Annotated in this window: 9 protein-coding genes, 1 tRNA gene and 3 pseudogenes; 8 read left to right on the top strand and 5 right to left on the bottom strand. The window is 55.0% G+C overall.

All coding sequences use genetic code 11. The annotated features are described in order from the left end of the window. Window positions 1-97: 97 nt before the first annotated feature. The 7 genes and pseudogenes from MHY13_RS08025 to MHY13_RS07995 all read left to right on the top strand — a co-directional run bounded on the left by MHY13_RS08025 (window position 98) and on the right by MHY13_RS07995 (window position 5,467). Complete coding sequence (locus MHY13_RS08025) at window positions 98-490, top strand: hypothetical protein (RefSeq protein ID WP_005322336.1); 393 nt, start codon at window positions 98-100, stop codon at window positions 488-490. Further along, window positions 487-864, top strand: coding sequence for a hypothetical protein (locus tag MHY13_RS08020; protein ID WP_204609870.1), 378 nt, complete (start codon window positions 487-489; stop codon window positions 862-864). The genes MHY13_RS08025 and MHY13_RS08020 overlap by 4 nt, the downstream gene beginning before the upstream one ends. Before the next feature lie 247 nt (window positions 865-1,111). Continuing rightward, window positions 1,112-1,474 carry a MobC family plasmid mobilization relaxosome protein gene (locus MHY13_RS08015; protein WP_204609871.1) on the top strand — a complete coding sequence of 121 codons (363 nt, stop codon included), beginning with the start codon at window positions 1,112-1,114 and terminating at the stop codon, window positions 1,472-1,474. Continuing rightward, on the top strand, window positions 1,455-3,068 hold the full coding sequence (locus MHY13_RS08010) for a relaxase/mobilization nuclease domain-containing protein (protein WP_239282745.1): 1,614 nt from the start codon (window positions 1,455-1,457) through the stop codon (window positions 3,066-3,068). The genes MHY13_RS08015 and MHY13_RS08010 overlap by 20 nt, the downstream gene beginning before the upstream one ends. A 37-nt stretch (window positions 3,069-3,105) precedes the next feature. After that, window positions 3,106-3,582 (top strand): hypothetical protein, encoded by a 477-nt coding sequence (locus MHY13_RS08005; protein ID WP_204611459.1) that lies wholly within the window; start codon window positions 3,106-3,108, stop codon window positions 3,580-3,582. Window positions 3,583-3,709: 127 nt separating this feature from the next. Next, window positions 3,710-4,207, top strand: a pseudogene (locus tag MHY13_RS08000) (IS6 family transposase); the annotation flags it as partial. A gap of 101 nt (window positions 4,208-4,308) precedes the next feature. Further along, window positions 4,309-5,467, top strand: a pseudogene (locus tag MHY13_RS07995) (IS3 family transposase). 178 nt (window positions 5,468-5,645) lie between these two features. Here MHY13_RS07995 and MHY13_RS07990 read toward each other — a convergent pair. The 5 genes and pseudogenes from MHY13_RS07990 to MHY13_RS07970 form a co-directional block, all read right to left on the bottom strand. Further along, the gene (locus tag MHY13_RS07990; RefSeq protein ID WP_060941904.1) at window positions 5,646-6,800 is read right to left on the bottom strand and encodes an MFS transporter; all 1,155 of its coding nucleotides are present in this window, start codon (window positions 6,798-6,800) and stop codon (window positions 5,646-5,648) included. Window positions 6,801-6,854: 54 nt separating this feature from the next. Then, a pseudogene (locus MHY13_RS07985) lies at window positions 6,855-7,016 on the bottom strand (IS3 family transposase); the annotation flags it as partial. Window positions 7,017-7,602: 586 nt separating this feature from the next. Next, a complete protein-coding gene (locus MHY13_RS07980; RefSeq protein ID WP_239282743.1) occupies window positions 7,603-8,046 on the bottom strand; it encodes a hypothetical protein in 444 nt (147 codons plus the stop codon). Window positions 8,047-8,281: 235 nt separating this feature from the next. Then, a tRNA-Met gene (locus MHY13_RS07975) sits at window positions 8,282-8,358 on the bottom strand. A gap of 151 nt (window positions 8,359-8,509) precedes the next feature. Then, window positions 8,510-11,467: a UPF0182 family protein gene (locus MHY13_RS07970; RefSeq protein ID WP_239282741.1), complete on the bottom strand. Its 2,958-nt coding sequence runs from the start codon at window positions 11,465-11,467 to the stop codon at window positions 8,510-8,512. Between the two features lie 123 nt (window positions 11,468-11,590). Between MHY13_RS07970 and MHY13_RS07965 the strand changes: the two genes are divergently transcribed. After that, window positions 11,591-12,127, top strand: coding sequence for a PPA1309 family protein (locus tag MHY13_RS07965; RefSeq protein ID WP_005322346.1), 537 nt, complete (start codon window positions 11,591-11,593; stop codon window positions 12,125-12,127). The last annotated feature ends 13 nt before the right edge of the window (window positions 12,128-12,140 follow it).

The following is a 12,140-nucleotide window of genomic DNA, read 5'->3' as shown; positions in this document are numbered from 1 at the left end:
AGATAAGGAGGAACATATGGAGCCACAATCGCCCCGAGCACCACGGATGCCGAGCGCCCCACGAGCGCCGCGCAGTGGAGCTAAAACAGGCGCGGAAATGGAGGAGAGCAGGTACGCAGCGGAGGAGTCTGCGAAGGGGCTTATCGCCGGTTTGGTTGGTCTAGACCGCGCCGATATTATCCGTCGTTCCAACCGAGTCCAGGAGATTCTGGACGATTTTGCCCAGCACGCCCCAAAAGAAGAAGTGTCTTTGGAGCAGCTTAAAGCGGAGGGAGAAAAGGTTGACGCTGAGCTTGATCAGCTAGAGCAAACCCTCGATGAGCGCGCTCAGTCGCGGCGGAAAAAGCAGAATCAAGGTGGCTACCCACCGCAGCCGCCGCGGGAAAAGAAGCCTCGTGTCCCTCGGGTCAAAAACCCGCGATTCACCCCACTTTTCCAGAATGAACCAGAAGAAAAAGACACCAGTAAAGGATGGGAACCAGAACTATGATTACGAAGTCTCAGACCGCTTCGTCGGTAAAAAAGATTGAAGCTCTCCGCCAGGAGCGGGAGCAAAAAGAAGCCGAAGAAGCCAAGAAGGTTGAGGAGTTTAAGCGTCAATTAGGCGAAGTTCTCTACGCCTGCGCTTATGAGCCTTCAAGCAAGTGGTCCAAATTTCGCGGCGGTTCCGTAAGGGAACTGTTCGCAGAAATCGGTATACGGGAGGCCCCCTCCCGTGAAGCGTCCGAGGGACACGAGGGCGCACCTCGCGGCGGAACGCAGGAGCCGATAAAGGCTCCGCAGTCGATTCCGAGGACTCCACAGAGTCAGCAGAATCCCGCCGCAGGCCCGGAGCACGCGGGCCAGAATGGCCCGCAAGCGTAGGGCCAGAGGGTCGAGGGAGAGAATCTCCCTCGCCAGCGCCACGAGGCACCGGAGGTGCCCGAGTGGCTTGCTGGCCGCCTGTTTGTGAGGGCCGTCTTTGACGGTGGCGAGTACGCCTGAATCTGCGCAGCAGATTCAGGGGGCCGACACCGGAGAAGCGTGACCCTTACAAACAGGCTGTGGCCCCGGCTGCGACAAGCAGTTGGGGCCACCCTGCCACAGTAAGCCTGATAAGTAGGAGGTGGATATGCGAGACAAGTTCTCGACATATTCGCGCACCACCGTGCGCCTCGATAAGGATTTAGACCGATTTGTCGAGGAGGTCGCACGGGTCGTAGGGGTGCAAAAGGCCGTCGTGTTCCGGGAAGCTCTCTATGTCCTCGCAGAGGAGGAGAGTGTGCTGACGCAAAAGCGCTTGGCCCCGGACACGCTGCGCCGCCTTGACGAGATGAACGACCAACTGCGGCGGATTGGCGTCAATCTAAACCAGTTGGCTCGCCGCGCGAATATCGACGGCGTGGCCCCCGTGTCTGAGGCTGTAGAGACGATTGGCTCCGAGGTTTCTTCTCTTCGTAAAGAGGTGAAGGACTTTGTCCACAATCAAGATTAACTACAGCCAGGACATCCGCGCGGCAACGGTCTATGCCGTCTATGGAACGGCAGACAATGCCCGCAAGGGTGAGGTGCGAGCTGATGCTTTATGCACGGTTCAACCTAACGCTGAATCTTTTTCGCCACAGGCTACAGCTGGCCGTTGGTCGGGTGTGGACTTCATGGAAGCCAGTGTGGAAGAAATGGAGCGTTATGCTCCGGCTCAGCGCACTGACGAAGCAATTATTTATATCCAATCGTGGGCTAAAGACGAGCTGGATAAGGATGACCCGGCTGATGTAGCTCGGGCTAATGCGACTGGCTCAGAGCTGGCGATGCGGCTGACGCAGGGCACGGGAGTTCCGTTTACCGTAGCTACGCACACCGACAGTAAAAGCGGCTGTGTCCATAACCATATCGTCTTTGCCAACCACGATACGCAGACGAAGAAGGCTGCGCCTCGGGATATGCGCAACTGGTACAAGCTGCGCAATATCAACGATGAGCTGATGCGCGATTTGGGGATGCGTGTCTTGGAGCGGGAGCCGGAAATATCGCTGCTTCCTGCTGAGCGCAGGGCACGCAAGGAGGGCAAGTCCACAGACTCGACGGGCCTGGGCGTGGATGAGCTGACCGCAGCCACGTGGGCGGATTTCGCCCGCAAGCGCATGGATGAGCTGTGCGCGGATGAACGGGTGGCCGATGCTGACGACCCACTGGTGAAGGCAGTAGAGGTTGCTGGCGAATACAACCTGTCTCTAAAAGTGCAGCCCAACTCAAAAACCGAGGGTGAGTCGCTAACCGTGGCCCTGGTCGACGATGACGGAGAGGATGCCTACTTCACGAACACCACGAAGGCCGGGCGTACTCGAAAGCGTAAGGCAGCTAAAGCTGGCTCAAAATTGGGCCGCAGCTACTCGCTAGAGGGCGTGACCGAGCGCGTTAACGAGGCTCAATCAGCCCATATTGCGCGGCAGCTTGCAGCACTTCAAGCTAATGCAACCGATGATGACGACCTGGAGGCGAAATACGGCTCCAGCCTTCTCGATGACGAGGAGGAAGAAAACTATTACACCCAGGAGGTATTAAATCATGGTCTCAGTGACCGAGATGACGGAGCTAGCCCAAGCAGCGGCGAAAGGCAAGATGGAAAACGTCTTGAAGGTTCTCAGCCCGCGCCTGAACAAGGCGGAGAAGTCTATCAAGACGCTGCAGGAGAAACTGAAGAGTCTGCCGGAGAATACAGGGGATATTCTCAGTTCTCTGCCCAGCGACTTCTCGACGAGGTTGACGCAAGCGGAAAGCGAATTAAGGAACGTAAAAGGCAATCTCGCCGCAAACAAGAACTACGTGAGCAGCAGTCACTTCCAGATAGCGATGGTGGACGTGCAGCAGATGATCCTGGGTCTGATAAAGAACATCGAGGATCTGCCCAACGGCCTGGAGGGGGTAAAAGGGTACCTAATCGAGATAAGCGAGCAGATGTCGCGTCTGACAAGGATGCAACAGCTGGTACTCAAAGCAGCCGAAAGCCCCATCCATCTCGACAAGGATTCCAGCCAAGCAGTAGCCCAGAGCCTGAACGCTCAGATGACTTCCAGCCTGACTTCTAGCCTGGAACCGCTGGTAGAAGTAGCTGTATCTGAGGCAATGTCGAAAGAGTCTAAGAGCCTGCACGAGGCAGCAGAAGCATCTAAGAAGGCTCGCAGTGCCTTGCTCCATGAGAAGGAGTCCAACGAAAAACTGCTGGAGGAGATACGCGCAGAACGCAAGCAGTATAACGACGATATGGAAAAGTCGAACACGAACTTTATTAAGGCTTGCCAGTCTGCCTCGTGGATTGCAGCCAGTGTTCTCTTCGTTGCTATCGCACTCGTTGCTGTCGGAGCCTTGGGGAAGGGGCTGCTAAGTATGCTCGGCATACCCGACGGCGTGTCTGCCTTGTGGGGTCACGTCCAGGAGGCCAACGGCATCGGCCCAACACTGGGCTGGTTGGCGTTAACACTTATCGTCATAGGGGTTCTTATAGCGCTTATGACCTGGATGCTGTCCCAGGCTGCGCCGGGTATTGCTCACTTGGTCGAGGAATATCGTCGCAATCACCCGAGGAAAGAAACGAACCACTAGTGCACCGTAAAAAGTAAAAAGCCCCACAACACAGCGTAGCGGTTAACCGCTACGTTTCTTTTATGCTCTCTCTGGTGCTGTTGCAAAGTTGGGGCAGTAGGAAGGGCGACGTGAAATAGACACAGCCATGGGTGTCTTCTCCGGTTGTCATTTCCCCCGTGGCATCATTCTGTGGGCAGTAGGTGGTATTGCCGCTACGGGGTGAGCTACCGCGCTCTGGAGGAAATGATGACTTCAGCGGGGCGTGCCGGTCGATGACACCACGATCTACCGCTGGGTTCAGAAATACGCCCCTGATCTGGACAAGCAAACACGGTGGTACCGGCAGGTACCTGACTGGCAGGCCAGTTCCTGGCGGGTGGATGAGACCTATATCCGGGTCGGCGGCAGGTGGTGCTACCTCTATCGGGCGATCGCCGCCGGTGGTCAGACCCTGGACTTTTACCTCTCTCCGAACCGAAACGTGGCCGCAGCGAAGCGTTTCCTAGCCAAGGCCGTCAGATCCAATGTGTCAGCCGGGTATCCCAGAGTGATCAACGGCGATAAAGCACCCTCCCTAGCCAGGGCAATCGTCGAGTTGAAGTCAGAGGGAATCTGCCCGCCCACAGTGGAACACCGGGACCTGACCCCTTTTTGGTGGACACCTGATATCTAGCCCAGTCGGGCTGGGAAGAAAGGTAATCTACCATCATGTCCAGGTACTCCGAATAGTCCAGACGCGATGCTGTGGCTGTCTATGAGAACAATGAGGACCTCTCGCTGAACGCAGCATCAGCAGAGCTCGGTATCAACCGTGCCTCGCTGCATTCTTGGGTCAAAAAGTACGGCACCGGAAAGCGTGCGTGCATTAAAGCCGTGCATGATAAAGCCCAGGCGGCGTATGATTCCGAACGGATCCGCCAGTGAGACAAAAGAAAACGCAAAGCTGCGCGAAGAACGCGACATCCTACGCAAGGCCGCGAAATATTTTGCCGAAGAGACACGCTGGTAATCCGCTTCCAGTTTGTCTATGACCACCGAACCGAATACTCGGTCAAGCGGATGTGCCACGTGTTAAAGCTCAATCGCTCCTCGTTTTATAAATGGGTGCAAACCCGCGAAAAACGCAGGTTAAAGATGTGTTCCGATGCTCTTATTGGTGCACGAATCAAGACCACTTTTGATGATGAGCACGGGCTTTATGGTGCAAAACGCATTGCTGCAAGCCTCAACGGCGATACGGATTTCGGCCCGATCAATCACAAGAAGGTCGCACGCATCATAAAAGCCAGGGGGCTTCAAAGGCTTTACCAAGCGCCGCCGATGTGTCACTACCAAGCGTAAGCCTGGTCACCGCGTCATGCCAGATCTAGTAGGCCGCAAATTCACCGCTGACAGGCCAAACCACGTCTATGTTGGCGACATTACATACCTGCCCTGTAAGGGTGGCAAAAACATGTACCTTGCCACGGTCATCGACGTCTACTCTTGCAAACTCGTCGGACATGCACTCGCGGATCACATGCGGGTATCGCTGGTTATCGAGGCTTTGTCTCATGCCAGAAAGGCCCGCGGAAGCCTTAAAGGGGCAATTTTCCATTCCGATCATGGCAGCGTGTACACCTCACAGGCATTTAGGGACCACTGCGCCCAACTTGGTGTGCGCCAGTTAATGGGATCGGTAGGAACGAGTGCGGATAAAGCCCTAGCAGAATCATTTAACGCCACCTTAAAGCGTGAAGTCCTGCGTGATAGGAAAGTCTTCGACAATCCCATTATCTGCCGCCAGGAAATCTTCCGGTGGTGCATGCGCTACAACACGCGCAGACGACACTCTTGGTGCGGCCTTCTAGCCCCCGATGACTTCGAAACACTCACATCAGCTACACTGACCCAAGCAGCATAGCTACCCCCCGACGTGTCCACTTTCCGGGGGCCAGGCCCGCCCACACGGTCCTTGGCATCCTGGTCAAATTTCCTTGGTATGTTCGAAGATTTTCCCATCTACTCAAGCGAAACAAAAACCTGGGACACTTCAATTGATGCTCTTATCCTGAAAGTCGAGGCATGTTTTGAAGAGGGTTTTAGACGTTTTGGTCCTTTTGTCGCAATGACATGACAGTTAAAAGACAAGCCATGATCACAAGAATCACTGAAACGAGACCGGAATACGATGCAACTCCGTTGTTTTTCTCGATGACTAGTGAACTTATTGCGGTGCCTACAGTTACTCCCATGGTGATAACACCTGTGTGCATGCTAGTTACCATGTTTCCTGTGCCACCAACCTCCGCTACTCTCGCTACAAGTGCTGGGTTCATAGTTACGCCAAGAAGGCCGACTGCAAGAACTGCTACTACGGTAGTAAGTTTTACCTCAGACAAGAAGTAAATCGACAGCATTGAAATAAGCACTACCGTATGCCCTACGAAGAGGATAGTTGTAGCAGCCTTTTGAGCTATGGCTCCTACCGCAAAATTGCCAATTAAAGTACACAATCCATAGGCTAGAAGTAGGAGACTCGTTGTATTGGCCGAAAAGCCTGATTCCTCCTGAAGGACAGGCGTGAAAAATGAAAAACCTGCATATACGGCGCCAATTGTGAGTAAGCTAACGCCATACCTAACCCAGAGGGACCGCTTCCTAAGCTGTTTCCTGTCTTCCGCATCTTCTTCGTGGTTTGCTGGGCTTAGGGATGGCAGGGTGACCCAGACTATTCCGCTTACGATTGCAGCTACTATGCCGAGGACTATGAAACTCCACCGCCACCCAACTGACTCGGCGATGGCATGGCTCATTGGCATTCCAATTATTCCCCCAATCATAAGACCATTGAGGACAAAGGCTATATCTTTGGGTATTTCTTCTGCTCGAGAAGCAGTTCTGGCAGCGAAGGACAGGGCGAGACCAAAGACAGCCCCCGATAGCGATCCTGTTAGGAAACGAAAGAGGGTTAGCCACAGTATGGATGAGTGGGCAATTGTCAGCATTTCCAAGAGGCTGTACAACAACATTGCTGACACTAGGGCTATTTTGGGGGGCGTTTTGCGGAGCACAAATACGATCGCAGGACCGCCTAATGCCATTCCTAATGCGTAAAAAGTAACTAAAATGCCCACTTTTCCAACGTTTACATTGATATCTTGGGCAACGTATGGCATCATACCTGCGGTTTGCAGTTCGCTAGTTACAACAACGAGCACGCAGAGCATTAACGTAAATACGTTCTTATTTTTCATAGAATTCCTCTTGGAAGGATCTGAATCGTCTTGGGTTTAGTTCCGTTTCTTTTACTACCCCGTATTGACGGGCTGGGTGCGATGGTACTCGATTTCTACTTTCTGCGCGGTGGCGTAGTCCAATGCTTCGTGAAGACGCTTGGTGTTCTACCAAGGCACCCACTGCAAGGTCGCCAACTCAACTTCCCCCACTGACGTCCACGGGCCTTGGGGGTAGTAAAAGAAGCGGAACTAAACCCAGGACGCTTCATTGAGGAACTACGTCGCTGCCATCGTTAGAGCCATATAGTGGTGTTTTTGAAATAGTAAGAGGCACCAGCGTATCCGCCATATCGCTAACCGTTTTTAACTCTTCCTGGGCAAATGGAGCCTGTTGCATTTCCACCGTCGCGTCATCTATATAGAGAATTCTTCCAGTCAAATACATGGCGAGATCAGGATGCAGGTAAGAGAAAAGAAGCAACTTCGTACAACTCAGCCTACGGTCTAGCGTTTTGTAGATCGAGGATACTTGGCTGTGGCCCATGATTATCGCGGCGATCAACGCGAGAAGTGGTGTGGGAATACAACGATGGTGGGGATGATATGGCGTGGGGGTCTCTAAATCGCGCGATACGTGCGTCTACTCGACTGTCAAAAACTTTGGCTATTGGTGCTTCGCGAAGCGATTTAGTACCAGAAATGAAGCCACCGGATATGTGCACCAGTGATTAGCCTAGTCGCCCAGACTACACACTGACGCCTTAATCAAGAGGTGACGGCATTTATCATATGGATATTCCGTTGAATTTCTGGATGACAATCAAGCACAAATAGATCCCAGAGGGAACCCTCTGCCATCGCTCGACACATTAACGGCTTCTACTTGACTGGTAAATTCCCTAGGGACTGTCTCTTCGCCCAAAGCTAGGTCATACCATAGCCTAGACATGTTAGACCCTTCACTGGCGGGCTCGTCAACGTCTTTAGCTACACATGAAAGGCTATACAAACCCCATTCATCTTCATCAAATGGGTAAGTGCCGAAGTCTCGCATATCCCTACGGAAATCTTGCATCATGACTTCGCGAATTACTTCATCTCCTCCATGTGTAATTTCGTCAGTTACATAGAGTATCTGCGTGATCTCTCGAGCCTTATCCACTCTTTTTAAATACTGTTTATGGAATTGTTCAAGGTCAGACTCTCGAGCGAGGAAGTAAGTTGTAAAAAGAAGAGTTTCGCCCAACATATTAAATCGGATCACCGTCTACAGTGAAAGCTCCAGAATTTGTATACCTAGGCTGAGGGTAGCAGTGCCTTTTATGTCCCACAACCGCGCGAAGGGTAACGCTTAGGGGCGTGTCGGGCGGCATCACTTCCACACCGACTTAAGTGACAAAATGCCATCGCTAAAGTCCCAATTTGAGTCCCAGGACGTGCGCCTTAAGAGAAATAACTAAAGCCCCTACCGGCGTTTCCACTGGTAGGGGCTTGGAAGTTGGTAGCGGGGGCAGGATTCGAACCTACGACCTCTGGGTTATGAGCCCAGCGAGCTACCGAGCTGCTCCACCCCGCGTCGAGATGACTTCCATCATCTGCGCTTGAACAGTGCGTTAACACAAAGTGTATTCGCTCTGTCCCGGCGACTCATGTAACTATACATAGGGAAAGGCACCTACCCAAATCCGCTGGGCAGGTGCCTAATCCATCGCGATTATAAGCCGAAACTACTTGTCCGCCTTCTGATAAGACTCCACAGCCTTATCGAGCTCATCTAGGGCGCGGCCGTATTCCTCGAAGGAGCCATCGCGCGCATCTTCAAGCCCCTTCAGGGCCTTATTGATGTCATCGATGGCACCCGCCTCGTCGGAAGAAGACGGAGCGGAAGCCGGGGCCGAAGGCTTATCGTCCTTAGACTCGTTCTTCTTCTCCTCATCCTTGGCGCCGTCCTTGTCCTCGGAATCGCCGTCAACTTCCTCGATGTTCTGGGCAGACTTGGCGTCGATTCCCACCTGCTCGAGGGCATCGCCGATGGTCGGGGCATAGCCCACGCGGCCCTTATAGGACACGAGCACGCGCAACAGCTTCGGGAAGGCAGAAGCCTGGTCCTTGCGCTGCGAGTAAATCGGCTCGAGGTACAGGATTTCGCCGCCACCTACCGGCAGGGCTAGCAGGTTGCCGTTGTGCAGGTCGTTGGTGCCCTCCCATAGGGTGCGGTCGCGGGCAACCTGGTCGGAGGACATCATCGCATCCTGTGCCTGCTTCGGGCCCTGGGTCTGTGTATTGGTGGGCAGTACGCGCACGGTGATATCGCCGTAGTTTTCCGGGTCGGAGGATACGGCCATGTGCGCAGACAAGAACTCGCGGTTGAGGCCACGGTAAGACGTGGTCAGCTGGAAGGTCGGCTTGCCGGTCTCCGGGTCAGCGGCCATCACGTAGTACGGCGGCTGATTGAGCTGGCGAGATTCCTCCGCGGTGGGATCATTCGGCACGGACCAGAAGGCATCGTTATTGAAGAAGACATTCGGGTCATCCACGTGGTAGCGAGCTAACAGGTCACGCTGCACCTTGAACATATCCTCCGGATAGCGGAAGTGCTCGCGCAGCTCATCGGAGATCTCTGCCTCAGGCTTAACGACGTCCGGGAACACACCCTCCCAAGCCTTGAGCACCGGGTCATTCTTGTCGAACTCGTACAGGTCCACAGTGCCGTCATAGGCATCGACGGTGGCCTTGACCGAGTTGCGGATATAGCCGACCTTGTCATTGACCAAGCGCTGGGTGGTGCCATCAGGGTTGAGGGTGTCCTGGGTGGCGTCGGAAAGCGAGGCACGCTGGGAGTAAGGCAAGGATTCCAGGGTGGTATAGCCATCCACAATCCACTTCAGGCGGCCATCAACCACGGCCGGGTAGGTAGCGGAATCGGTGGTCAACCACGGTGCAACCTTTTCCACGCGCTCGCGCGGATCGCGGTCATACAGTAGCTTCGACTCGCTGCCGACGCGATCCGAGAGCAGGAAGTTCAGCTCGCGGTATTTGGCGGCGTACATGGTGCGGTCAAAGATATTGCCAATGCCAACGCCGCCCTTGCCGTCATAGGTGTAGGTGGAGCTATCGGTGTCATACTCGACCGGGTTATCGCCAGTCTTGCCGGTAATCGCATAATCCATGCCGTCGGCCGCGCCGGCAATAACCGGACCGTAGTAGATGCGCGGCTGGTCTACTTTAATGCCAAGGGACTTCTCTGCGTCCTGGGTCTCGCCTTCGCCCTCGGACTCACCGGCCTGGGTCTGTAGGTCAGACACGGTAAAGATGGGGAAGCCACCGCGGGCAGAACCTGCATCGCGGGCCACCTCGTCGACCTTATTGGCCTGGGCTGCCACGAAGCCGTTGCCGTGGGTGTAGACGGTGTGGCGGTTAATCCAGTCCGACTGGTTCTCCCGCAGCTCATTCGGATCCAACTCACGAGCGGCGACGACGAAGTCGCGCTTCTTGCCGTCGATCTCGTAGCGGTCCATCGACAACGTCTCTGGGAAGCCGTAGAAGTTCTTCAACTGCTGCATCTGAGTGAAGGTAGGAGAAAGGATCTCCGGATCCAGCAGGCGGAGGTTATTGATGGTGGCGTTATCGGAGGCCACCTTGTCATCTGAGACATCATCCCCGCCCCAGTTGTCTTCATAGGTGACGTGTTCCTCCGTGAGCCCATAGGCATAGCGCGTGGCCTCGATATTGCGGGCGATGGATTCTTCTTCCTTTGCCTGGCGGTTGGGCTGTACGGAGAAGCGTTCCATCAGCAGCGGCCATGCCTGGCCAATGACCAGCGAGGACAGCAGCATCAGCACCACGGCCAGGCCGGGGATGCGCAGGTCCTTGATGACAACGGCCATAAACAAGGCCACTGCCACGAAGACGCCAATGATCATCAAGATGATCTTCGCCGGTAGGTAGGCGTGAATATCGGTATAAGAACCACCGGTAAAGAGATCATGCTGGGTATTAAGCAGCTCATAGCGCTCCAACCAGTAGCCAATGACCTGGGCTACCATCCACAAGCCGGCGGTTACCGCCAGCTGCAGGCGGGCTGGGCGGGAAATGGATCCGCGCACACCGGCGGCCTTATTGCCAATCCGGATGCCGCCCAGCACGTAGTGGCCGAAAAGCGCGATGAGGAAGGCCAGGATCAACAAGATGGACAGGGTGCTAACCACCATCTTTAGAACTGGCAACGTGAAGGCATAAAAACCTAGGTCGTGGTGGAACTGGGCGTCTTGTTCGCCGAATTCCTGGCCATTGAGGAAGAGCAGGACCGTGCGCCAATTGGACTGGCCGATGAAACCGGCGATGATGCCCACGATGGCGGGGATGACCTTGAAGAAGACACCCATGGACTTCTCAATGGACTTGCGGTACTGATACACCGGCGAGTTCAGGTCTCCCAAGTCGAGCGAATCCGGGCGCCCGCGCCAGGCAAAGTAGCCGGCGGCCCACACCACTGCAGCGGCCACAAGACCGAAGATGATAAAGAGGACTATCCGCGCAATAATCGCGGTGGTGAAGACGTTCCGGTATTCAATCGCACCAAACCACCTCCAATCCGTGTACATGCCCACGAGCATGGGGCCGAAGAACAAGAGGACGGCAATGATGGCCGCAATGATTGTCGCGACCCGCGGGGGCCGCTTCAACGGGGCGGCTGGTGTGGATGACCCTAAGGACAACGCCAGCTCCAATCAACTAGTGCGAATTTAAAACCTGTAGACTTCTTCCAGCTTAAGGAAGCGATACACAGATAACGAATAAGGATGTTCATGAGTTCCCCCGAATTATCACAGCCAGCTTTAAACCGCGCGATGACCGAAGCCGTGGAATTCGTCCACGCCGAAGGCTGGGACGCTCGGCCCACCATCTTCGCGCTGGTTCCCACCCACTTGGTAGCCGATCAGCTTGCCGCGCTCGATGAAGAGGACGCGGCGCCGCTTACCCTCATCGTGCAGGATAATGTGCCCGAAAACATTGAGCCTGGTTCTGAGCAGCTGGCCGATTATGTCTCCCGCCTAGCCTGGCCGCGGGAGGTTGCCGGCGTCATCTTGGCCCAAGAGATTAAGTTCCGCGATACCTCCAGCGAGGACCCCTCCCCTCGCCCGGCGCGCCTTTATTCCGGTGCGCTGCGAGAGGAAGGCATCGAAACCACGTTGCTGCAGCTGCGCCCCACCGAGGAGGAGTTGGAAGCGGCCGGACCGTTCGCGGAAGATGACATCCAGCTGCGCGGCGGCCCCCAGGTAGCTCCGGGGGTCATTGCGGCCTTGCGCTATGGGCTGAACCAAGACCCGGATGAGCTAGATTAGACTGAAGTGACAA

This window comes from Corynebacterium sp. ACRPE, assembly GCF_022347435.1.
GTDB classification, from domain to species: domain Bacteria; phylum Actinomycetota; class Actinomycetes; order Mycobacteriales; family Mycobacteriaceae; genus Corynebacterium; species Corynebacterium tuberculostearicum_D.
This window is presented reverse-complemented; position numbering and strand designations above follow the sequence as displayed.